We start from the raw sequence: 22,858 nt of genomic DNA, 5'->3' as shown, positions 1-22,858 counted from the left end.
TGATTTTCTGTTTGAGTATTATCGACCGGCAGTCGGTCTAGGTTAAATGAAGGATGTGATAAGAATGTCAGCAAGTATTCAATCTTCTATGAAAGATTTTCACTTAATGGTAAGTGGTCAAATTATTACTATTTTAGGTTCAACACTTTTACGTTTTGCTTTGTCATTATATGTGCTAGATATAACAGGACGTGCCGATATATTCGCAGGATTATATGCGGTAACTAGTATCCCGTTTTTGTTAGCTCCTCTCGGCGGAGCAATAGCAGATCGTTTCAATCGCCGTAATGTAATGGTCATTTTTGATTTTATAAACGCTGCGATTGTATTAAGTTTTATAGTTTTGTTATTTACTGGATCTGTTTCTATTCTATTAATCGGGACAATTATGTTTTTATTAGCAGTCGTTAGTGCAATGTATTCACCAGTTGTTATGGCAAGTATTCCGCAATTAGTTCCAGAAAAAAAGTTAGAGCAGGCAAATGGAATTGTAAATGGTGTGCAAGCATTATCTAATATAGTTGCGCCTGTACTAGGTGGAATACTATACGGCATAATTGGTTTGAAAATGCTCGTAATAATAAGTGGTTTTGCTTTCTTTTTATCTGCGATTTTAGAAATTTTTATTAAAATACCATTTATAAAAAGAATACAAGAAGAGCATATCGTACCGACAATTGTAAAAGATATGAAAGAAGGTTTTCTTTATGTTTTAAAGCAACCTTTTATTTTGAAGGCTATGTTACTTGCGGCTTTACTAAACTTAATTTTGACACCGTTATTTGTTGTTGGAGGACCTATTATGTTACGAGTAACTATGCAGAGTAGCGATACGATGTACGGAATTGGGATGGGATTAATTGATTTTGCTACAATATTAGGAGCATTGTCAATCGGTTTCTTTGCTAAAAAGTTACAGATGAAAACACTATATTATTGGATGCTTATCATAGCCCTATTAGTCATACCAGTGGCACTCTCAGTTGCACCATTTATTCTTAATTTAGGAATCTATCCCCCATTTATCCTCTTTATCCTTTCTTCTATTCTAATTGCGATGATAATGACAATCGTCTCTATTTACGTAATTACCGTTGTACAAAAGAAAACACCAAATGAAAACTTAGGAAAAGTAATGGCAATTATAACAGCGGTGTCACAATGTATGGCACCAATTGGGCAAGTTATTTATGGTTTTATGTTTGAAGAATTCAGTATGAAAATTTATTTACCTATATTGGCTATTAGTTTCATAATGATAATAATTGCTATAGTGGCGAAGAAAATATTATGGAATGAGGGGAAATAGCTTCATATGATTAGGAGAATGTTAAAAAGAGATTTCTCTCAAAATAAAATGATAATTATCATTTTATTTATGTATATTATGTTATCAAGTCTTTTAATGATCAGTGCTTCAAGTAACGTTATAAATCTATTGAACTCAATGGATCAATTGTTTAAAGTATCAAACGCACCGCACTTCGTACAAATGCATGCCGGAGAAATAAATCAAAAGTCAATTGATTCATTTGTAGAAAAAACTCCTTTTGTAAAAAAACAGCAAACGGCAGAGATGATCCAAGTAAACGGATCTAACTTTGAAAAGGAACTTTTTAAATATAAATTAAACAAAAGCGTTATTTGAAAAAAGGGCCTCTTACGGAAAGATAAGAGGCCATCAAAAAATGTTGTATTTGAAACACATGATGTTTCACAAAAATATTATAACATAAAAATTATATATTATGTATATACAATTTAAAAAGTTGGTGGAAATAATAAAATGCATAAAATCCTTATAAAAAAAGTCCTAGGATTAGGGGGGCTAGGGCTTCCTGTGTTGGTATATCTCACACGACATTATAAAAAGAAAAGAACTTAATGAAGATACCACATGAATGTTTCGTAAATGTATCAAAAAAGTGAACAAAAGCGTTATTTTAAGGACCATGATATATCATCAAGGGCTTTATAAATATAACTATACATACGGTAAAAGAGATATTTTGGATTGTATTTTTGTTTCCAGTTCATAATAATCACCCCTCATACAAATAGTTTAATTATATTATACAGTTATTAATGTGAATGTTAAGAAAAGTCGATATGAATTAAGGTGAATTTAAACAAAATAGTTATTTGAAACTGTTCATGAAAAAAGAGCACTATCGAAAGTGCTCTTAGAAAATACATTTTATATTCTGTTTTGAGATACGATTTTAATATTCTCTGGTGGAATGATATCCTGAATTTTTTCTTTTAAATCTACTTGGACCATTTCTTCAAGATGTTCAAGTGAAACTTCAAAGTTTATACATTCCGCAGTTGCAATGTTTAATAAAGAATAATTTTCATTCTTTTTAACAACAAGGTATTGTGATTGATCTGTTATAACTATACATCCTTGTTGAATTCCTAATTTACGATTATCTTCAAAAGTCATAAATAAATCTCCTAATATTTTTCTGATAGAAATTGTACTACATAAAAATGTTAGTGTCTAGTCGGTCTTATGTAAGAACTAAAGTCACACAAAATTGTTAGTTGATTAAAAAGAATAAAGAGCACATGTTTATATGTGCTCTAAGGTAATCATTTTAATATCTATTCAAGTGTTTCTTTTGCATCAGATGTATCAAATTTATCGATCAATTTAAAGATTGCTTCTAAAAGAATTGTAGATAAAATCGCAAAGATTAATACAGCATGTGGTGATAATTGCACTGCTGTGAAATTAAGTTTTGCTAACCAAAAATATCCGACATACATTGTCAGGAGGGTATTAGTAATTGAAATTGTAAATCCTAAGAAACCTAATTCTTTTAGCTTTTCTTCAGATAATTTGAAAGCGCGTAATACGAAAGAGAAGATAATCCCAACTATGAAAAAACCAATAGATAATGTCAATAGTGACAGTATACTTGGGTATTCAACGTCATGAGGCATCCATTGTTTCATTCCTACAATAATGGTTGTAGGAAGCACGATAGGTATTAATAGTGGTGATACTATTAGAAAAATTGCCAATAGTCTATTGAGGTTGTTTGTTTCATTGTTGTCTTGACTATTCATAAAGCCTCCAAAAATAATTTTAATATAAATCTCCTAATGGATATTAGCACAAACGTATTAGTAAAGCCATAGTTGAAAAAGATGGATTTAAACAAAAACGCTATTTTAGATGAGGGAGGAATTACACACTAAAAAATAAATATGCCCTAGTACGTAAGACTAGGGCATAAAAAGTTAGTTGGTAAATATCTTCATAATTATATTAGCACATTTAATATTCTGGATGTTTTGGATTGTAGATATTTAGATGTTTTTTTAAAACTTTACAAAAATTCCATTTTGTAGAAATAAAAAACCCTAGTTTCCTAGGGTAATGGTATAACAGCCAAATATATTTTATTCTTTTATATCATAACTTAATATTACGTTAAAAACATCAGGTAAGTGTAACCAATTGCAAAAAATAAAAGAGCAGCTAGCAAAAGCTAACTGCTCGGTTCTCCAAGGGGGAACAAGGAGAAAGACTAGGGACTTCATGAAATGGGTTTGGGCTATCGCCTATCTATATTATTGACGGAATATTGAGTTTTATTCACGGAGAACGATGTTTAACTTAATGCATAGCCAACAATCAAAGTTAGTGTTAAAAAAACTGATAATAAAAGTGTTAGTAGAACTGTTGCTACACTTCTAAGCATCGCAATCCAATTATTCATCTTAGAAAATCCTATAATGCCAGCAAAAAAAGTTCCTATTGCTAAAACTAGTAATATAAACAAAGGGTGAATGTGTAATGAATCCGTGAAAAATTTGAATAGTTCAAGTGGAATTTCAAAATATAAACGGAATAGCCCAACGCAAACCAAAGAACAAATAAAGGACCATAGATTGATGTTATGCTTCATAGCTTTCTCCTATGTTATCAAAATAGTTTTACTCAATTTTAATGGGAAATAAAAGAAAAAGATAGCGGTTATAAATCAAAATGAATTTTTTAACAAAATAATTCTTTGAATAGAAAGTGAAGTTAGGAGAATAGCTAATTTAAAGAAAGGAAAAATTAGAAAAGTTATCGTGCGTCGCGCAAAGGCCGTAGAGAAATATCAAGTCGATAAAGCTTGGAGAGGTATTTTTGTAAAAGCTGGAATAATAATGGTACTTGTAATTTTGATTACAGAAGTTGATTATAGATATGGATTTTATAAGGGAAGCAAGAAAGCTAAAAGGAGAGCAGGAGGTGTGTGATTTGAAAAAAATTTCGAAGTACTAAAAAATATAGATTTAGAGATAAATAAAGGAGAGTTTGTTTCGATCATGGGGCCTTCCGGTTCTGGAAAATCGACGGTACTATATAATATTAGCGGAATGGATCGAATGTCATCAGGAAGTGTGAAAGTGAAAAGTAAAGAAATATTATGTATGAAAGAAGAGACGTTAGCAAAATTACACCGTAATGAAATCGGCTTTATTTTTCAGCAAAGTAATCTTCTTAAGTGACTCATGATGTAAAGGTAGCAGCGAAAACGGAAAAAGTCCTTTTTATGGTGGATGGAGAAAGCATTAGTGAAATACGGATGGGGAAATATGAACATAATCATTTGAAAGTATGGGAAGAGAAATTGCTAAAATGGCTAGCTGTACTTGAATTTTAAAGACACAAACTCCTATTGAATGTAGGGGTTTTTTCTTTGTTTGAAAGTTCGAAAAGATATATAATAATTTTCTGACTATTAATTCATGGAGGGGTATTAATGAAAAATGAAACGTTACACACACAAGAAGATATTTTAAAAATGCTTGATGCATTATTAAGACCTGCTGAACCATTTTGGAATGATTTTTATGCAAATAGAGAAAAGAATGTTCCGTTTTTTGAAAATGTTCCAGATGAGAACCTAGTTTCGTATATACAAAAAGAGAGAGTTTCAAAAGGGAGCGTATTAGAACTTGGATGTGGTCCGGGTAGAAACGCAATTTATCTAGCAAATGAAGGGTTTGATGTAACAGCAGTGGATTTATCTGTAGAAGGCATTAACTGGGCAAAAGAGAGGGCATTGGCAAAAGGGGTAGAAATTCATTTTATTTGTGATTCAATTTTCAATTTAGAGGTTCAAAACGAATTTGATTTTGTATATGATTCGGGCTGTTTGCATCACATTCCACCGCATAGAAGAATAAATTATGTGGATTTAATTAAAAACTCATTTAAATCGGGTGGTTATTTCGGATTAACATGTTTTGCGGCAGGCGATTTAGATGAGCGAAATGGATTAGAAATAACAGATTGGGATGTATATAGAGGGTGGAGTCTACAAGGTGGTCTTGCATACTCGGAAGAAAAGTTAAGAGAGATATTTAAAGAATTTGAGGTAATTGAGATTAGAAGGATGAAACAAATGAAACAACCGAATGAAATGTTTGGAGAATCATTTCTTTGGACAGCATTATTTAAGAAGAAATAATAAAGTAGATAATTGACAAACTCATCGTTTTTATAGACAATATATTCATGAGAATGTACGTTCGGTTTTTGAGTGACGTATGTTTTACATAAATACATAACAAGGGGCTGTCTCCATATGAGTAACGCAAATCAAAAAATTACTACGTTTTTAATGTTTGAGGGCAAAGCTGAGGAAGCGATGAATTTTTATACGTCGCTATTTGATCAATCAGAAATTGTAAGTATTTCTCGCTACGATGAAAATGGACCTGGTAAAGAGGGAACTGTAATTCATGCAACTTTTACGCTAAATGGCCAAGAGTTTATGTGTATTGATAGTTATGTAAATCATAATTTTACATTCACTCCAGCTATGTCTCTTTATGTAACTTGTGAGACAGAAGAAGAAATTGAAACGGTCTTTCATAAACTAGCGCAGGGTGGAGCAATTCTTATGCCTTTAGGTTCTTATCCGTTTAGCAAAAAATTTGGTTGGTTAAATGATAAGTATGGTGTGTCTTGGCAGTTAACTCTTGCTGAATAAAAAAGAAAAATCGTTGCTTATTTGTTTAATGGGTTCAGTTAAGAGCTTGAAAAATGAAATAACATTAAAAAAGGCGTTCCAACTGTCAACAGGTTTGGAACGCCTTTTTATGTGTAAGTGAGTGGTTTATAACTCACCAATTCTACGGTTATTTTAAATGAATGGAATGGATGTATATTTTTTGTCTTTTTAGAATTTTTAGTGATTGTTATCGTTTATCTGTTAATATAAATATAGATAACTATGTATGAACTATCAGGCAGGTTAATGGAAAAAGGAAAGCATGAACGGTTAATAAGCTTACACTTAAAATACAACTAGATCGTTAGGAGGAATAATCGCAATGGATACTACACAACAAAACAGTAACGCATGGGATAAGAAGGTTGAAGAAGGTTCTAGATACACACAGCCTGTAAGTAGCGAGGTTATTGAGAAAAGCAAATCAGGTGAATGGGAGATTACAGTCACTACGGAAAAATCAGTTCCTAGGGAGTGGTTTCCAAAATCATTAGATGGATTAAAGATACTTTGCTTAGCATCAGGTGGCGGACAACAAGCACCAGTTCTAGCTGCTGCTGGAGCAGATGTGACAGTTACTGATATATCTAAGAAGCAATTGGAACAAGATGAAAAGGTTGCAAAACGAGACGGTTTAACTTTAAAAACAGTACAAGGAGATATGTCAGACCTTAGTGATTTTGAGGATGAATATTTTGATATTGTTGTAAATCCTGTTTCTAATTTGTTTGTAAAAGATGTTCATCTTGTATGGAATGAAGTTTCAAGGGTTTTAAAGAATAAAGGTATTCTTATTTCTGGATTTACAAATCCATTACTATGGATTTTTGATGATAACGAAGAACAAAAAGGTATTCTTGATGTTAAACATTCAATTCCTTCATCAACATTGGATTATTTACCAGAGGATGAAGTTCAAGATTACATCGATTCAAATCAAACAATAGAATATGCGCATACTTTAGAAGACCAAATCCAAGGCCAAATTGAAGCTGGTTTTGTTATAACAGGTTTTTACGAGGATGATTTTGGTGGAACAAGGATATTAGATAAGCATATTAAAACATTTATTGCTACAAAAGCTATAAAGTTAAAGATGGATTAAGAATTTTTGCTTGTCGCACGGGGCGTTGTTAGTCGAAGAATGCTCTTAAAATAGAAAAGGATGGTACTTTCCATCCTTTTCCTTATGTATTTTGAGTGTCGAAACTATTCTCAAAACAAGTTTTACACTACCAATTGTATAATTAGGTTATGCTTTTATATTAAGAATTTTGCTGACCGAATCTTTTCCCGAGTTTAGCTAACAATTCAGGTTGATCGCTTTGGCTCATTATAACTTCAATAAAGATAAGTTGATTCTTATTAAAAGTTATATTTGTTAAGACTCCTGCTAATTCTGCTTCATTTTCTACTTTACATGTTAGACTTTTTTCTTCTGATCCAAATACCATTGATAGTTTATTGTAATCCCACATCTGTATGTCATTATAAAGTTGGTTTTGGCCGTGAATGGCACGTTCAACAGTGTAGCCGTTGTTATTGATTAAAAATATAATCGGTTTTAAATTTTGACGTAGTATAGTTGATAACTCTTGGGCAGTTACTTGGAAAGAACCATCACCAATAATTAAAATGTTGCGCCGTGATAAATTGGCGAGCTGTGTACCAAGTAGAGCGGGCAGTGTATATCCGATAGATCCCCATAACGGTTGACCTACATATGCAGTGTTATTAGGTAGAGGGATAGCAGCACTACCAAAGAAAGGTGTTCCTTGCTCTACAATTAAGACGTCGTTTTCTTGTAAGAAATGGTACATTTGCTGCCAAAAACGTTTTTGTGTGACCATTTGTGCTTTTGGATTGAACTCTTCAGTAAAAGGTGATGATTCTAAAATAAATGGCTTAACGTCAAGGGTATCTTTATTACGATGCTCCATTGAATCACTTAAATGTTGTAAAACATCCTGCATTACAACTGGCCCGTATTTTTTATCTATAATTTTCACAGTGTAGGGATGGATTTCTATAACTTGTTCTTTCGTAAAACCTTGTGTGAAGCCGCCTGTTATAGTATCAGTTAACTTCACACCGATACTAATAATACAGTCAGATTCATCTATTCTTTTTCGCAAGTACGAAGAACTTACATCACCAGTATAAACCCCTATAAATTGAGGGTGTTTTTCAGGGAATATTCCTTTTCCCATACTTAACGTCGCGATGGGAAACCCAGTTTTTTCTACGAATTGATGTAAATTTTCTTTAGCGTGAAATCGATTTACTTCAAAATCAGCTAAAATTACAGGTTTTTTGGCGTTATTTATTATTGAAGTGGCATGTAGAAGCATTTTATCCAGCGTTTCTTTATTACTTAAAATCGGTTTATATAAAATTGGTTCCGTAGGTTTATTAATTGGTTTATTATACACATCAATCGGCAAATTAATATGAACAGGGCGTTTTTCATTCCAACATGCACGTAATACACGGTCAATTTCCTCAGCAGCATGCTCAGGTGTTACATTTGTTTGTGCCACTGTGATTTCTCGATACATATTGGAAAAGTGATCGAACTTTCCGTCGCCTAACGTATGATGGACGATTGCTCCATTTTCCATTACTTTTGTTGGTGGCGTACCTGTGATTTTTATAACTGGTACGTTTTCTGCATATGAGCCAGCAATACCGTTAATGGCACTTAATTCTCCGACACCGAAAGTGGTAATAAGAGCAGCGATTCCTTTTATGCGAGCGTACCCATCTGCTGCATATGCTGCATTTAATTCATTACAATTGCCAATCCACTTTAAATGTTCATGTGCTAACACATCATCTAAAAAGGCAAGATTATAATCACCAGGAACCCCAAATATATGTTCAATTCCTAATTCCTTTAGTCTATCCAATAAATATGTACTTACAGTATATTGTTTTTTCAAGCGATTCATCTCCTAATGGTTTTACTTTTTTGTAATAAACGAAAGCGGTTCTAGAGTATTGATTAAAATATTCATTACTAGATTGTGGTATAATTTACATACAGGGGGAAAGTAGATGACACAACATAAAGAAGAACAGATGAATGAGGCATTAGCATTATTTTATTTTGCATATAAAACATTTACTGAAAAGCCAGATGAAATTATAAAAGAATATGGCATTCAACGAGTACATCATCGAATTTTATTTTTTATTGCACGTTTTCCAGGGATAAGTGTAAATGAGTTACTATCACTATTAGAAATAAGTAAACAAGCTCTCCACGGGCCGCTACGTCAACTTGTGGAAAAGGGCTTAATTGAGAGTAATGAAGCTACGCATGATCGACGTGTAAAACAGTTGTCTTTAACAGAAAAAGGTGCAGATTTAGAGAAAAAACTGAGTGATGTACAAAGACAACAAATGGGTGCTATTTTTTCAAAATTTGGTGAATCATGTGAAGACAATTGGCATCAAGTTATGAATGAAATGGCAAATAGTCGATCAGGTTTTGATGCTTGGATATCAAAACGGGAAATACCAGTCGATCAAAAATAATGAAAAACTTCTGTTTTTATCGTTTGAAAAAGAACAAATTTTATCCATACATTTGGCAACTATGGTTTGGTCATAGAGTGAATGGATAAAAAGATACATTACTAGATACTTTATACGTGTACGCAATGGAACAATAAAATTCACATTTCCGAGAGGGGAATTATAATGATAAAACTTGTACTTATTCGTCACGGACAAAGTTTATGGAATCTTGAAAATCGCTTTACTGGATGGACAGATGTAGATCTATCAGAGAATGGATTAAGTGAAGCGAGAGAAGCAGGAGCAATATTAAAGAAAAACGGATATACGTTTGATGTTGCTTATACATCTGTATTAAAACGAGCAATTCGAACATTATGGATTGTACTGCACGAGATGGATCTTACTTGGGTCCCAATACATAAATCTTGGAAGCTAAATGAAAGACATTATGGTGCATTGCAAGGGTTGAATAAAGATGAAACTGCGCAAAAATATGGTGAGGAGCAAGTTCATATTTGGAGAAGAAGTGTTGATGTAAGGCCTCCGGCTCTTACTGAAGACGATACTCGATATGGGGCGACTGATCCAAGATATAAAACACTCAAAAAAGGTGAATTTCCGTTAACTGAATGTCTAGAGGATACGGAGAAGAGAGTACTTGCTTATTGGCATTCAGAAATTGCGCCGATATTAAAAAGTGGTAATAAAGTAATTATTTCATCACACGGTAACACAATTCGCTCGCTAGTAAAATACTTGGATAACCTTTCAAGTGATGGTGTAGTTTCATTAAATATTCCAACTAGCATCCCGCTTGTTTATGAATTAGACGAAAATTTACGTCCGATTCGCCATTATTACTTGAGTATGGATGGAGAAGTACCTGAAGGGGAAATTCCGAAACATATTTCTTTTTAACACGAAAATTTGAAATGAATGCTTGTCTACATATACAATATAGACTCATGATAAAGTGAAGCTTTAATCAGTGGGGGGTGTTCATCCCACGCTGATTAATCGGGGCCTTACTGCCCACAAATAGCGGGATAAAAGACGTGGCACCTTCTAATGTATATGCGATGTAGCTAAATTTAGAAGCTTGTCCACGTCTTTTGTCATAAAGTGAGCTGCTTGTGCATGTAATGATATCGTGAGTAGTTTTTGAATGGAGGGTGATGTGATTGATGATCTCTAACATTCGAATTGGCTTATTTATTCTAGCAATAGTCTTTGTAGTACTTGTTTTCTTTTATTGGAAAAATGAGGAGTTGTACGAGGAGAAAAAGCAACGTATTAGAAAGACTTGGTATGGTTTGTTTATCATATCTGTCACTGTGTATTTCATGATAAAAGGAATCGATTTAACCCTCTGGAAAAATCTTTTAATGTTTACCGCAATGGTTATTTTTGTTGATATCGCGTTCATTTTAACTCCTAACATTTCAGAAATATGGGGTGCGAAATTTAGCGATATTGGCAAGACAGTTCAATCAATAAAACGATCATTAATTGCATCTAAAGCGAGAGGCGAAATATACACGACAATTATTCAAAATGTTAATCCAGCAGTATTCGGTACGATGGAATGGCATACGGAAGAGGAATATACAAAAAGCTTAAATGCATTTTTAGATTCATATGGGGAAAAGATTGGTGCGAAAATTGTTGTTTTTGAAGCCGTGAAGGAATTAAATACAAACTTTCGTGGTATTCGCTCGCAATTTAGTATTATTGTTCCGTTAGAACATATCGAGCAATTGAATGAGCAGAAAGCAATGCAAGTAGAAAACGTCGGGATTATACCAGCAAAAATAGTAAGTGATGTTTTCATTGTTATTGATGGAAAGAAAAATAACCTGCAAGATCGGGATTTTGAAAATGTATATAATTTAACAATACATCATAGTTATTTTAGTAAGTAGGACAGAATTATTTTTCTGTCCTTTTCTTTTATACATAAATTAAAAGCAAAATCCGACAAAGTTGAATAAAATTGGACAATCATTCCTACACTAGTATGTAGAGGTGATTGTAGTGGTAAAAGATTATGACAATGATTTTTTTAAAGAAGATAGCGAAGATACAACAGATTTCTCTTTAATAAAAGGGGATACGTTGCAGCAAGTAGAAGAATTAGAAGAAGAATTAAAAAGAAAATCATAAGTGTACACTCTTTCTACATTTGCTATATAATATAAATAAAAGGTTGTATCTTTTTGAAAAGGGGGAGAAGAGATGGCTGAAGTCAATGTACAAAAGTCTTCGTTTTTTAAAGAAAAAAAAGAAGAATCCAATACAGATTTCTCTCTTGTGAAAGGTGCATTAACGGAAAATATAAATCGTTTAGAGAAACTGATGAATAGTGATACTGCGAAATATATACGAGTGAAAAAAACGAAAGAACATGCATAATACATGTTCTTTCGTTTTTTATTTAATGCAAGTTTCTTTCGCACAGCGACCTCATTGTATATAGGTAACATACACAAATATTATTAGGGGGAATGGTATTAATATTTGAGCATTTTTCAGGTGTGAAATAGAAAGGAGAAATACTGAAACATGGTATAATGAGAAAGAACTTACATATTATTTTGTCATTTGGAGAGGAGCTTGAACATGTATTCTACTTTAGAACAATTAACAAAGCACCCTGTATTTTATCATTTTGCAGAAATTTCAAAGATTCCTAGAGGATCAGGCAATGAAAAGGAAATTAGTGATTATTTAGTGGGCTTTGCAAAAGAGCGTAACTTAGAGGTTATTCAAGATGAAGCATTAAATGTCATTATTAAAAAAGAAGCAACTGCTGGCTATGAAAATGTACCAGCTATTATTATTCAAGGTCATATGGATATGGTTTGCGAAAAAAATCAAGCAACAGTACATGATTTTGAAAAAGACCCAATTGAATTAAGAATTATTGGAGACATGTTATATGCAAATCAAACAACTTTAGGTGCGGATAACGGCATTGCAGTTGCATATGCATTGGCTTTATTAGATTCAAAAGATATTCCGCATCCAGCACTTGAAGTCGTAATCACTACTGAAGAAGAAACGACAATGGGCGGGGCTTTTGCTGTTGATCCAAATCATTTTGAAGGAAAGGTATTTATAAATATTGATTCTGAAGAAGATCATAAATTACTTGTAAGTAGTGCAGGTGGTGCGAAAGCTGTTGAAACAATTCCCGTGATTTGGGATGAAACGCCAGCGAATATGGATGCATACCGTCTATATGTTGGCGGTCTAAAAGGCGGACATTCTGGTATGGAAATTGATAAACAACGCGGAAATGCAAATAAAGTATTAGGACGAGTATTACGTGATTTATCAGCAAATACGGAGTTTAACATAAGTGAAGTTCACGGCGGATTAAAAACGAATGCAATTCCGCGTGAAAGTATAGCTACAATTTTAATTCGTACAGAAGATGTAGGGCAAGTAGAAGAAAAACTAGAGTCATGGACACGAGTATTACAAGAAGAAATGCGTGCTGTTGATCCAGATGTTCATGTTACACTTACAAAATTGGATGAAACAGTTGAAAAAGTATTTGCTAAAGAGACACAAAAGCAGCTTATTTCATCATTATTCTTAACTCCAAATGGTATTCAAAGTATGAGCTTGGATATTAAAGGTCTAGTAGAAAGTTCAACAAATTTAGGTGTTATTGAAACGTTGCAAGATGAAATTAAATTACGTAACGAAGTGCGAAGTTCTGTAAGTAGTTTAAAACAACATGTTGCAGAAGAAATCAAATATATTGCTGAATTAGTTGGTGCTTCATTTGAAATAGAGTCAGAGTATCCAGAATGGCCATACAATCCAAACTCACAGATTCGCAATTTATTTGAAAAAGTGCATCAAGAAAAATACAATAAAGAAATTGAAATCTTCGCTGTACATGCGGGGATTGAGTGTAGCGCATTCGTTCAAAAGATGCCTGAATTAGATGCAATTTCATTCGGACCAGACATTTTTAACGTCCACACTCCAGATGAACATATCAGTATCTCATCTGTAGTGAATAACTGGGGATTCTTCGTTGATGTAATGAAGGGTACGAAAGAATTAGCTAAATAATAACGATGAAATGAAAAGTAGCCTATAAAAATTTATAGGCTACTTTTTTTGTTGAAATTTATGAGAAGTCATTTTCGTCAGTATGTAATATTAAGTTTAAATAATTAAGAAGGCTGAATTGTTCCTGTTTTTTAGTACTGATGAAGGGGTGTAGAAAAGATAACAAGAGAAACCAGTGTGGGATGTTATGAAAAATAATGATTATAGTAGGAATAGTTGATTCTTATTCGTTATCTATACGTGGTTGAAAAGGGAGCAGGTAAAAGGATTCATGCTAGGGTATATGCATTCCAGAAGTTTTAAAAATAGTGGAGTTACTCCCTACTCATCAAGGTGAAATCTCATACCATCTCCAGAAAGAAAATATTATATATTTTGCTTGGAAAGATACTGTTCGTTTTGTATAGAGTTCGATTAAATTGCGTTTCGTGTTCGGAATGTTTAAATGATTTAAATAACTCAAACAAAAAAGCTTGACCTTCACACTATGTAAAGGTTTACAGTAAGACGGAAAAGGAGGTTGAGAAATGAAAAAAATAACGAATTTATGTATGAGTGCTGTACTAACCACATCTATTATCAGTGGTTATGCTCTAGGTAAGGGGATTGAGAAAGTTCAGGCGAAAGAAATTGAAAAAACGCAGAGAAAAGATATGAAGAAAGTAGAGGTGCAAAAACAAGTAGGAAAGTATACAATGCCAGATGAAAAAAGCAAACATGAAGGAACATGGCTACAATGGCCTCATGAATTTACATATGGGCAAAAATATCAGCAAGAGGTAGAACCGATTTGGATTCAAATGACAAGTGCTTTAAGCGAAGGCGAAAAAGTTCATATTGTTGCATATGATCAAGAAGAAAAAGAAAGAATTACTGATGTTTTAATGGATCACGGGTTGAATATGGGGAAAATTGATTTCTTTATCGTACCTACTGACGATGTATGGGCTAGAGATACTGGACCGATTTTTGTTTATGATAATGACAAAAACTTAAAGATATTAGATCCAGGATTTAACGGATGGGGAAAGAAAACACCATATAAGAAAGATGCTCGTCTTCGTGAGAATCTTAGCAAACAGTTAGGTATTGAAAGAATTGATTGGAATAAATTTGTTCTTGAAGGCGGCGCATTTGAATTAGATGGTAATGGAACTGCTTTATTAACTAGAAGTGCTGTAACGAATAAAAATAGAAACGCTAAATTGTCAGAAAAAGATATTGAAAAATATATGAGTGACCTTGGGGTAACCAGTTTTATTTGGTTAGATGGAGTACCTAACTTAGATATTACTGATTTTCATATTGATGGTTTTGCAAAGTTCCACGATAAATCTACTATTATAACGTTAAATAAAAAAGATTTAGGTGAATGGGGAACGTCTGACAAAGATAGTAACAAGTTGTTGCAGGCAAAAGATGCTGAGGGTAATAAGTATAAGTATGTATATCTGCCGCTTAGCAAGAATAATGTTACATTAGAAAATGGGAAGCAGCTTGATTATAAAGGTTCATATATTAATTATTATATAGCGAATCAAGTTATCTTAGTTCCTAACTATAATGACCCTAATGATAAAATAGCAAATGAGATGATTCAAAAACTTTATCCTGATCGTAAAGTGGTGGGGATTGATGTGAGAGAGCTTTATAAAAATGGTGGTATGATTCATTGTATTACTCAACAACAACCAATTAATTTGAAATAATATATTTATAGTTTTTTTAAGTTTTCTATTTCTTATGAAGACCTGTTTATCCATAGGATAGGTAAAGATGCCATGATATTTTTACCTATTTTGTTGTGTTTTTTATGAGTTAATTATTATTTTCCTATAAACTGCAGAAACTAATATATTTTATGTATAGAATTTAGATTATTGTAATGCTCTTATTGCAGTAATATGCTGTTTAAGGTGAGTTCAAAATTACACAATTTGACTTGTGTAATTTATTACGTTATGCTTTTTTTAGTATAAAAGAAAGGCTTGAAGATAATGATTCGTCGTTTGAGAAAGCTAAAAAATGTAGCAGTCGTATTAAGCTTCTAAGTAAATTACAAAATATATAATACTTAGAAGCGAGGAATAAAGTTATGAAGCATCCATTATTTAATCATTGGTCAGAAACAAAGTATATAAAAGATATAGTAACAAATCCACTCATTGAAGTAGGAGAGTACTCCTATTATTCAGGGTATTTTGGTCATCAAAATTTTGAAGATGGTTGTGTAAGGTATTTGTGGGGGGATGCTATGTCCAGAGCACTTTTCAATCCAATTGAACAGATGGGATGGCATCTTGATAAACTCATTATTGGGAATTATGTTTGTATTGCCAGTGGAGTAGTCATTTTAATGGGTGGTAATCATAATCATCACTCAGAATGGATTACAGTATATCCATTCGCTGAGCAAATTGAACAATCATATGAACCGAAGGGTGATACAGTCATTAAAAGTGATGCCTGGATTGGTATGAATGCTATTATAATGCCTGGTGTTACTATTGGTGAAGGTGCAATTGTTGCGGCAGGATCTGTCGTAAGTAAAGATGTTCCGCCATATACAATAGTTGGTGGAAATCCTGCTAAGGAAATAAAGAAGCGATTCACTGATACAGAAATGAATATGCTAATGGAAATGCGTTGGTTTGATTGGAATAGAGAATTAGTTGAGATGGCAATTCCTATTTTATCGAGTTCATCTATTGAATTATTATATGATTTTTATAAAAAGGAAGTAAAAAAATAGATAAGTCTGTTAGAAAAACTACACTCTATATAGGGTGTAGTTTTTTTATTGCAAAAAACTAATAGTTTAGACTAAAGAAAATTCATCTCTGATATGAGTCTAACAAATAGCTGAATTGAATAATTAAAATCCTTGATAGCTAATAAACGGATGCTTGGTTACCAGTGTGTCTCGATATTTAAATCGGGATACACTGGTTTTATCCCGCATTAACGGGCAGTAAGACCCCGATTGATGCGGGCTAATAATCAGTGGGAGATGAACAAAACCCCCACTGATTAAAGTTTCACTTTATTTTTTGTAAATGTGGAACAAATGTATTATTTAGATTGTCTATTAATTGTAATCCTAAAAAATATGAAAGTACGGATTATGCGAGAATATCATTTTTTTGAGTACAAAGATATTGGAGGTAACAGAAGTGAAAGGTATGTTTTGCAAGAGAGTTATTGCAATAATAACAGTGCTTACACTATTTTGTAGCATTGACGTTACATTTGGAAGAGCAGCAGCGGAAACAGTTCCTGCTATAGACGTTGAAGCAGGATCAGCAATTTTAATAGAAGCAAATTCTGGAAAAATTTTATATCAAAAAAATGCAGATGAATCATTGGCAATTGCTAGTATGACAAAAATGATGAGTGAATACTTAGTTCATGAAGCGGTGGATAAAGGAAAACTTAAATGGGATCAAAAAGTTAAAATCTCTGAATATGCATATAAGATTTCGCAAGATCGTTCATTATCAAACGTTCCATTAGAAAATGGTGGCTCTTATACGGTAAAAGAGTTATATGAGGCAATGGTAATTTACTCGGCAAATGGTGCAACAATTGCTTTAGCTGAAGAGATTGCCGGTAAAGAAGTCAATTTTGTAAAAATGATGAGCGATAAGTCGAAAGAGTTTGGGATGAAAGATTATAAATTTGTAAACTCTACAGGCTTAACAAACCAAGATTTAAAAGGATATCACCTTGAAGGGACAACTCTAGACGAGAAAAATAAAATGTCCGCAAGAGATTGTGCGATTTTAGCACAACGTCTCATTCAAGATTTTCCAAAAATATTAGATACAGCAAAAATCCCCAAAAAAACATTCCAAGAGGCTGGTAAATATCCAATTGATATGGCGAACTTTAACTGGATGTTAAAAGGTTTAATTAAGCAATATGAAGGTGTAGATGGTTTGAAAACAGGAACGACTCCAGAAGCGGGAGATTGTTTCACTGGTACAGTAGAAAGAAATGGTATGCGCCTAATTTCTGTAGTGATAAAAGCAAAATCTCATACGGCACGTTTTGATGAAACAAAGAAATTATACGATTATGGATTTGCGAATTTTGAAGTGAAGAATGTCTACGGGAAAGATTCAGTAGTAAAAGGGAATGAAACAGTGCGAGTAGCAAATGCAAAAGACAAAGATGTAGCAGTTCAAACGAAGCAAGCTGTTTCACTTCCAATGCCGAAGGGCAGCAAAGACATGTATAAAAAAGAATTTAAAGTATCGAATACGGAACAAGAAGCACCTTTTAAAAAAGGTGTAACAATTAGTAAAATGATTATCTCGCCTAAAGATAATACAGATCCTGGGTTCTTATCAGGTAATTCATTACAAATAGACCTTGTAACAAAATCTGATGTAGAACAAGCAAATTGGTTTACACGTTTTATGCGTAAAACCGGATCTTTTTTTAGCGGTATGTGGGATAGTGCGATTGATATAGTAAAAAGCTAACTTTATAAGATACAACTAAATATTAATCTGAAACAAAAGGTTTCAAAGTATTATAGATTCTTATGTGGATAGCTTGGAATAGAAGATTGCATTAATTTTCAAATGTGGTCCTTCGGAACTTTTGGTATTGCTATCAAGCTAAACTAAATTTGTATCCATATAACCCAAAAACGCTATTCTTTTTGTAGAAATATACAGAAAGGATGGCGTTTATTATGAATCTTTCAATTTAAGAGATTCTGGTGCAAGGTTAGTTTAATAAGGTTACATGATGAAAAATTAGCCATCATTCCATAAAATGACAATAGAAAATCCGGTACGTATTTCTGTAATTAGATTTTAGAAAAATTTAATAAAATCTTTTCATTATATTAAATACTTTGTTTTAAATTATTTATATAAAGAACCAATATGTACAATTCTCCCACTACACTAAGTATAGTGACCTTTATGAACAGCAAAATTTACAATTTACAAGGAGAACATCTTATGAGTAAGAGAATAAAAGAATTAGATTCCATACGAGGGTTAGCAGCACTTACTGTGGTATTTGGACATTTTTGTTTAATGCTACCATCGTTACCTAATGCTATTAAATTTTCCCCGCTTAGGTTTTTATGGGCGGGTGGGGAAGCTGTTATCGTTTTTTATGTACTAAGTGGTTTTGTGTTATCTATGGCACTTTATCATTCAAAAACAAATTATTGGGGATATTTAATTAAGAGATTTGTAAGAATCTATATTCCTTATTATTTTTGGATAATCGTTACCTTTGCTTTCTTTATTTTATTTTCGCCGTATGAAGTGGTAGGACTACGGGATTGGTTCTATGATAGGTGGCAAGGGCCTATAACAAAATTAGATATTATAAACCACTTTGTGCTTCTTAATAACTTTTTTACGGAAAATTATAATCCAGTTATTTGGTCATTGGCTCAAGAAATGCGCATATCTATTGTGTTTCCTTTGTTATTCCTTCTTTTTTATAAACTGAATTGGAAGAAAACGATACTATTTGCTTTGAGCTTTTCTTTAATTAGCGTTATTCTTAATATGCTGCATATTGGGAAAGCTGAGGGATTTTATAATGGTTATGCCGATACACTGCATTTTACATCTATGTTTATGGTTGGAATGTTACTTTTTAAGCATCAGGAAAAACTTATCTATTTATATAGGAATATGAAAAAATTTAATAAAGGATTTCTTATTGCACTAGGGATTATTTTATATTTATATTCCATTTTAATTTATGGTATTTCCCGTAATGATACCACTTTCTTATTAAAAGATTGGGGTGTCGTAATGGGGGTTAGTATGTTTATTATAATGGCTATGAGTAACCTAAAAGTAAAAGCATTTTTAAATAAGAGTGTATTTGTATATTTAGGAGAAATTTCATACAGTATCTATTTGTGTCATTTTCCAATCATGATGGTACTATTTAAACTTTTGTATACAAAGATACCTATCTTTTTCCTTCTTACTTTGTGCATTGTAATGACACTACTTTTTTCTATAGTTTCATATCATTTAATCGAAAAGAAATGTATCAACTGGGCAAAACAAAGAACAACAAATTTTTTGAAAAAAGTATAATCCCTAGAGAGATTTTATTTCTTTAGTAAATATACGAATATGACCGATTCCTTAGTATACTTAGGAATCGGTCAATTTTGGATTCAAAATGTAAATATAGTAAAGTGGAATATAATTGAAATCGAAAACCACTTAGAATAACAATTACGTTGTGAGCTATTGTATAGTATAGATATGGTTAATAATAAAGGGGGATTACATATGTGGAAGCGATTTGTAGCGATTGGTGATAGTTTTACAGAGGGGATAGGGGATGAAGTTGAGGGAATTGCATTAAAAAGCTGGGTAGGTCATTTTGTTCAACTATGTGAAAACGATATAGAATATGCCAATTTTGCAAAGCGTGGGTTAGTAACTAAAGAAATTCGCTCGCAGCAATTGGAAAAGGCGTTAACTTTTAAACCAGATTTGGTTAGTCTCATTGCGGGTGCAAACGATGTTTTAAAAGGACGTTGGAATCATGATGTATATAAGAACGATATAGAATTTATGATAGATTCATTAAGTAAAGCAGGGTCTGATATTATTATAGCAAACCTTCCAGATTTTACAGTGAGGCTTCCTTTTGCTGCTGAAAAAAAACAAGTAATAAAAGAACAATTATTAGAGGCAAATGATGTTATACTTTCACTGAGTAGAGAGTATAAGCTTCATCATGTTGACTTTTGGAATCATCAGTTAGTTAATGACAATACGCTTTGGTCTACAGATTTAATTCATCCAAACTCAAAAGGCTATGTAAAAGTTGCTGAATTGATTTTTAGTAGTTTGCCTGTACAGAAGACAAAATAATAGTTTGCAATGTAACGAATATGATATTAATCGTATTAAGCTATGTTTTTTAGTAAATGGAGAGAACTGAAAATTTAGCAAACAAAGCGTATCTATGCTATATTTCTACAGAAGTGTACAAATGCAGAATCACAAAGAAAGATCACTTATGGAAATAGGTGGTCTTTAAACGTTTTTATAACTAAATTAAAATATATACTGTATTGCTAACAATTTCGTACTACATAAAAATTAAGTTCTCTTATAGAAAAAATGATTTTATAATATCTTAAAATATAATAATGGTATATAATAACATGTTCAAATCATTTTTGGGTATTTACCCCAATTGTAAATAATGTGTAATTTTTTTAAAGTATAAATATCCAATAAATAAAATAGGTAGTAGGTGCAGAAGTATTAATACTATATTATTCAATTCTGGTTATGAGTACATTAGTGATTGGTAGTATTATATTTTCATTATCAACTTTAGTTATTGGAATTAATTTGCATAGAAAATATGTAGGATAAGAAAAGATACATATACTTTATTGTATATGTATCTTTTTAGTTGTTAGGATTTATAGTCTCTATAAACTATTATGTTAATAAAATTAAAAAACTTAATTCTTGATATCCTTATGGCTAAAGCTATCTATCAAATGAAAATATAACTAAATAATAGTTTGGTATGATTTGTGGATTTGGTTTTTTATCCGAATTTTCTGATTCAAATATTTCAACTTTATGAATATAGTAGGTGAAAAAGTTGTGTGATAGTATTTGAGATAGAAAAAAGCCAACTTTAAAAAGGATGTGAATTGAATGTGCAAATAACTGTAAATGGTTATATTAAGGTAATGTTTAGCTGTTTTTAGTGTAAGGCAAAGGTCTATTTTGTAACAATTGAGATAAAAATGAAGAAATAGGTGCACTTTAATTTATCTGACTATTTTAAATATGCTAAACCTTGAGATTAGTCCGGGTTTTGAGGAAGTTAAATTCTTGGTGAAATCTTTATAATGATTAATTAGGTTTAATAAAGGGGTACCTTATACGCAAAAGCGTTTATATTAGTAACCTAAGGAGCTTGCTTTTATGAAAACTACCGATTCAAAAGGCCTATTAGGAAATAGAGTTTATTTACAAGTTTTCTCTGCTTATTCATTGCTCATGCTTGGTGTTTTTATTGATATGTTAGCGATTATGACTATAGTTGGGTTTGAATGGGAAGTAGATCCTACTATGATTGGATTGATTCCTGTTGCATATGCACTTCCTGGAATTATTTTCGGCTCATGGGCAGGTGTTATTGCAGATCGTTTTAGAAAAATTCCAATTATGATGTTCTGTAATCTAATGGTTGGTCTAATAACGATTGCTCTTTTATTTGTACAAGATATCCACTGGCTTTTAGTGGCATTAATGATTCGTTCCATTTTTATTGTTTTCTATTATCCTGCACAGCAAACACTAACAAGACAGATTGTATCCCCGGATTTGCTTACTAAAGCAGTAAGTATCAACGGAATAGTAGAGCAGGGTACCAAGATAGTAGGCCCACTTATAGGGGGCATGTTGCTGAGCTGGTTTCAACCAGAGTTCTGCCTCGTTATAAGAGCTATAAGTTGTTTATTAGCTACCTTAGTTCTCATACCCACAATAAAATTTAAAGAAACTATATCGAAAGAATTTGTTGAAAAGCAAAAACAAAGTACTTGGACCGCTTGGGTACAAGGGTGGGGTTATGTGTTATCTAATCGGATAATATTATCAACCATGATTTTCGTTACAATAGCCATGGCAGTATTACAATTAGTAGACTCACAATTCCCAACTTTATTTAAGAGCTTATTCCCACATGATAAAAGTAAAATGGGATATATCATTTCTATTATTGGTCTTGGCGGAATACTTGGTGCATTACTAACTCAGAAATTAAAACAATTTCAATATGGCTGGGTAGTATGTGGAGGTATGGTTTTAATGGGAATTGGTTTTGGGGGGATTGGTTTGATAACGCCTGGTACGGTCTTCGTTTTGGCCTATCTGATTAGTTTTATCGCTGGTATTGGAAGTGGGCTGATGCTTGTATCTAATCAAGTCATTTTACAAATAGAATCCGATCAAGATCAAGTAGGAAGAGTGTTTGGTATACAAAGCAGTTTAACAAACGCAGTTCTAATTATTTCTCCTGCAATGAGTGGCCCATTAGTGCATTTATTTGGAGTAACACAACTCTATGTTTATGGCGGGATTGGGCTTATTATCATTGGAGTAATTGGAGTTTCACTGCAGAAATATTTATGGGCTAAACATAAGCACGAACCTATAAGAGCAAATAATTTTTGAAAGGAAGAT

General features: G+C 32.5%; 20 protein-coding genes and 3 pseudogenes. 19 read left to right on the top strand and 4 right to left on the bottom strand.

Annotated features, from left to right (window positions below):
• Nucleotides 1–64 precede the first annotated feature (64 nt).
• Complete coding sequence (locus COK05_RS20210; RefSeq protein ID WP_255290343.1) at nt 65–1,309, top strand: MFS transporter; 1,245 nt, start codon at nt 65–67, stop codon at nt 1,307–1,309.
• 6 nt (nt 1,310–1,315) lie between these two features.
• Nucleotides 1,316–1,600 (top strand): annotated as a pseudogene (locus COK05_RS20205) (ABC transporter permease); the annotation flags it as partial.
• Nucleotides 1,601–2,197: 597 nt separating this feature from the next.
• Here COK05_RS20205 and COK05_RS20200 read toward each other — a convergent pair.
• The 3 genes from COK05_RS20200 to COK05_RS20190 form a co-directional block, all read right to left on the bottom strand.
• Nucleotides 2,198–2,446 (bottom strand): hypothetical protein, encoded by a 249-nt coding sequence (locus tag COK05_RS20200; protein WP_098613974.1) that lies wholly within the window; start codon nt 2,444–2,446, stop codon nt 2,198–2,200.
• A gap of 161 nt (nt 2,447–2,607) precedes the next feature.
• Nucleotides 2,608–3,075: an epimerase gene (locus tag COK05_RS20195; RefSeq protein WP_098613973.1), complete on the bottom strand. Its 468-nt coding sequence runs from the start codon at nt 3,073–3,075 to the stop codon at nt 2,608–2,610.
• Between the two features lie 548 nt (nt 3,076–3,623).
• Nucleotides 3,624–3,920: a hypothetical protein gene (locus COK05_RS20190; protein WP_098613972.1), complete on the bottom strand. Its 297-nt coding sequence runs from the start codon at nt 3,918–3,920 to the stop codon at nt 3,624–3,626.
• A 130-nt stretch (nt 3,921–4,050) separates the two neighbouring features.
• Here COK05_RS20190 and COK05_RS31845 point away from each other — a divergent pair.
• From COK05_RS31845 to COK05_RS20170, 5 genes and pseudogenes are all read left to right on the top strand, one after another.
• Nucleotides 4,051–4,167 (top strand): annotated as a pseudogene (locus tag COK05_RS31845) (DUF3983 domain-containing protein); the annotation flags it as partial.
• 123 nt (nt 4,168–4,290) lie between these two features.
• A pseudogene (locus COK05_RS20185) lies at nt 4,291–4,667 on the top strand (ATP-binding cassette domain-containing protein).
• A 99-nt stretch (nt 4,668–4,766) separates the two neighbouring features.
• Nucleotides 4,767–5,477, top strand: coding sequence for a class I SAM-dependent methyltransferase (locus COK05_RS20180; RefSeq protein WP_098613971.1), 711 nt, complete (start codon nt 4,767–4,769; stop codon nt 5,475–5,477).
• Between the two features lie 117 nt (nt 5,478–5,594).
• Nucleotides 5,595–6,002, top strand: coding sequence for a VOC family protein (locus COK05_RS20175; protein ID WP_016081628.1), 408 nt, complete (start codon nt 5,595–5,597; stop codon nt 6,000–6,002).
• 343 nt (nt 6,003–6,345) lie between these two features.
• Nucleotides 6,346–7,128 carry a class I SAM-dependent methyltransferase gene (locus COK05_RS20170; protein ID WP_098613970.1) on the top strand — a complete coding sequence of 261 codons (783 nt, stop codon included), beginning with the start codon at nt 6,346–6,348 and terminating at the stop codon, nt 7,126–7,128.
• Between the two features lie 160 nt (nt 7,129–7,288).
• On the opposite strand, the gene COK05_RS20165 is transcribed toward COK05_RS20170, so the two are convergent.
• Nucleotides 7,289–8,974 (bottom strand): alpha-keto acid decarboxylase family protein, encoded by a 1,686-nt coding sequence (locus COK05_RS20165; protein ID WP_098613969.1) that lies wholly within the window; start codon nt 8,972–8,974, stop codon nt 7,289–7,291.
• 106 nt (nt 8,975–9,080) lie between these two features.
• On the opposite strand from COK05_RS20165, the gene COK05_RS20160 reads away from it, so the two are divergent.
• The 12 genes from COK05_RS20160 to COK05_RS20100 all read left to right on the top strand — a co-directional run bounded on the left by COK05_RS20160 (nt 9,081) and on the right by COK05_RS20100 (nt 22,849).
• Nucleotides 9,081–9,563 (top strand): MarR family winged helix-turn-helix transcriptional regulator, encoded by a 483-nt coding sequence (locus tag COK05_RS20160; RefSeq protein ID WP_098613968.1) that lies wholly within the window; start codon nt 9,081–9,083, stop codon nt 9,561–9,563.
• A 165-nt stretch (nt 9,564–9,728) separates the two neighbouring features.
• On the top strand, nt 9,729–10,466 hold the full coding sequence (gene gpmA, locus COK05_RS20155; protein ID WP_098613967.1) for a 2,3-diphosphoglycerate-dependent phosphoglycerate mutase: 738 nt from the start codon (nt 9,729–9,731) through the stop codon (nt 10,464–10,466).
• 266 nt (nt 10,467–10,732) lie between these two features.
• Nucleotides 10,733–11,470, top strand: coding sequence for a type II toxin-antitoxin system SpoIISA family toxin (locus COK05_RS20145; protein ID WP_098613966.1), 738 nt, complete (start codon nt 10,733–10,735; stop codon nt 11,468–11,470).
• Nucleotides 11,471–11,582: 112 nt separating this feature from the next.
• Nucleotides 11,583–11,711 carry a D-alanyl-D-alanine carboxypeptidase gene (locus tag COK05_RS20140; RefSeq protein ID WP_141539185.1) on the top strand — a complete coding sequence of 43 codons (129 nt, stop codon included), beginning with the start codon at nt 11,583–11,585 and terminating at the stop codon, nt 11,709–11,711.
• A 72-nt stretch (nt 11,712–11,783) separates the two neighbouring features.
• Nucleotides 11,784–11,960, top strand: coding sequence for a stage II sporulation protein SB (gene spoIISB, locus COK05_RS31405; RefSeq protein WP_098613964.1), 177 nt, complete (start codon nt 11,784–11,786; stop codon nt 11,958–11,960).
• Between the two features lie 207 nt (nt 11,961–12,167).
• Complete coding sequence (gene pepD, locus COK05_RS20130; RefSeq protein ID WP_098613963.1) at nt 12,168–13,637, top strand: beta-Ala-His dipeptidase; 1,470 nt, start codon at nt 12,168–12,170, stop codon at nt 13,635–13,637.
• A gap of 527 nt (nt 13,638–14,164) precedes the next feature.
• On the top strand, nt 14,165–15,346 hold the full coding sequence (locus tag COK05_RS20125) for an agmatine deiminase family protein (RefSeq protein ID WP_141539179.1): 1,182 nt from the start codon (nt 14,165–14,167) through the stop codon (nt 15,344–15,346).
• A 386-nt stretch (nt 15,347–15,732) separates the two neighbouring features.
• On the top strand, nt 15,733–16,389 hold the full coding sequence (locus tag COK05_RS20120) for a CatB-related O-acetyltransferase (protein WP_098613962.1): 657 nt from the start codon (nt 15,733–15,735) through the stop codon (nt 16,387–16,389).
• 421 nt (nt 16,390–16,810) lie between these two features.
• Nucleotides 16,811–18,124: a D-alanyl-D-alanine carboxypeptidase family protein gene (locus COK05_RS20115; RefSeq protein WP_098613961.1), complete on the top strand. Its 1,314-nt coding sequence runs from the start codon at nt 16,811–16,813 to the stop codon at nt 18,122–18,124.
• Between the two features lie 450 nt (nt 18,125–18,574).
• Nucleotides 18,575–19,723, top strand: a complete 1,149-nt coding sequence (locus COK05_RS20110) for an acyltransferase family protein (protein WP_098613960.1) — start codon at nt 18,575–18,577, stop codon at nt 19,721–19,723.
• Nucleotides 19,724–19,924: 201 nt separating this feature from the next.
• Nucleotides 19,925–20,515: an SGNH/GDSL hydrolase family protein gene (locus tag COK05_RS20105; RefSeq protein ID WP_141539177.1), complete on the top strand. Its 591-nt coding sequence runs from the start codon at nt 19,925–19,927 to the stop codon at nt 20,513–20,515.
• A 1,080-nt stretch (nt 20,516–21,595) separates the two neighbouring features.
• Entirely contained in the window at nt 21,596–22,849 is a 1,254-nt protein-coding gene (locus COK05_RS20100) for an MFS transporter (RefSeq protein WP_098613958.1), read from the top strand.
• The last annotated feature ends 9 nt before the right edge of the window (nt 22,850–22,858 follow it).

Origin of the sequence: Bacillus cereus (assembly GCF_002567495.1) — a bacterium.
Classification (GTDB): Bacteria; Bacillota; Bacilli; order Bacillales; family Bacillaceae_G; genus Bacillus_A; species Bacillus_A cereus_AQ.
This window is presented reverse-complemented; position numbering and strand designations above follow the sequence as displayed.

What these genes read in the sequence shown, in the direction of transcription:
- COK05_RS20210 (WP_255290343.1), top strand. Translation starts at nt 65, where the DNA reads ATGTCAGCAAGTATTCAATCTTCTATGAAAGATTTTCACTTAATGGTA.
- COK05_RS20200 (WP_098613974.1), bottom strand. Translation starts at nt 2,446, where the DNA reads ATGACTTTTGAAGATAATCGTAAATTAGGAATTCAACAAGGATGTATA.
- COK05_RS20195 (WP_098613973.1), bottom strand. Translation starts at nt 3,075, where the DNA reads ATGAATAGTCAAGACAACAATGAAACAAACAACCTCAATAGACTATTG.
- COK05_RS20190 (WP_098613972.1), bottom strand. Translation starts at nt 3,920, where the DNA reads ATGAAGCATAACATCAATCTATGGTCCTTTATTTGTTCTTTGGTTTGC.
- COK05_RS20180 (WP_098613971.1), top strand. Translation starts at nt 4,767, where the DNA reads ATGAAAAATGAAACGTTACACACACAAGAAGATATTTTAAAAATGCTT.
- COK05_RS20175 (WP_016081628.1), top strand. Translation starts at nt 5,595, where the DNA reads ATGAGTAACGCAAATCAAAAAATTACTACGTTTTTAATGTTTGAGGGC.
- COK05_RS20170 (WP_098613970.1), top strand. Translation starts at nt 6,346, where the DNA reads ATGGATACTACACAACAAAACAGTAACGCATGGGATAAGAAGGTTGAA.
- COK05_RS20165 (WP_098613969.1), bottom strand. Translation starts at nt 8,974, where the DNA reads ATGAATCGCTTGAAAAAACAATATACTGTAAGTACATATTTATTGGAT.
- COK05_RS20160 (WP_098613968.1), top strand. Translation starts at nt 9,081, where the DNA reads ATGACACAACATAAAGAAGAACAGATGAATGAGGCATTAGCATTATTT.
- gpmA (WP_098613967.1), top strand. Translation starts at nt 9,729, where the DNA reads ATGATAAAACTTGTACTTATTCGTCACGGACAAAGTTTATGGAATCTT.
- COK05_RS20145 (WP_098613966.1), top strand. Translation starts at nt 10,733, where the DNA reads ATGATCTCTAACATTCGAATTGGCTTATTTATTCTAGCAATAGTCTTT.
- spoIISB (WP_098613964.1), top strand. Translation starts at nt 11,784, where the DNA reads ATGGCTGAAGTCAATGTACAAAAGTCTTCGTTTTTTAAAGAAAAAAAA.
- pepD (WP_098613963.1), top strand. Translation starts at nt 12,168, where the DNA reads ATGTATTCTACTTTAGAACAATTAACAAAGCACCCTGTATTTTATCAT.
- COK05_RS20125 (WP_141539179.1), top strand. Translation starts at nt 14,165, where the DNA reads ATGAAAAAAATAACGAATTTATGTATGAGTGCTGTACTAACCACATCT.
- COK05_RS20120 (WP_098613962.1), top strand. Translation starts at nt 15,733, where the DNA reads ATGAAGCATCCATTATTTAATCATTGGTCAGAAACAAAGTATATAAAA.
- COK05_RS20110 (WP_098613960.1), top strand. Translation starts at nt 18,575, where the DNA reads ATGAACAGCAAAATTTACAATTTACAAGGAGAACATCTTATGAGTAAG.
- COK05_RS20105 (WP_141539177.1), top strand. Translation starts at nt 19,925, where the DNA reads ATGTGGAAGCGATTTGTAGCGATTGGTGATAGTTTTACAGAGGGGATA.
- COK05_RS20100 (WP_098613958.1), top strand. Translation starts at nt 21,596, where the DNA reads ATGAAAACTACCGATTCAAAAGGCCTATTAGGAAATAGAGTTTATTTA.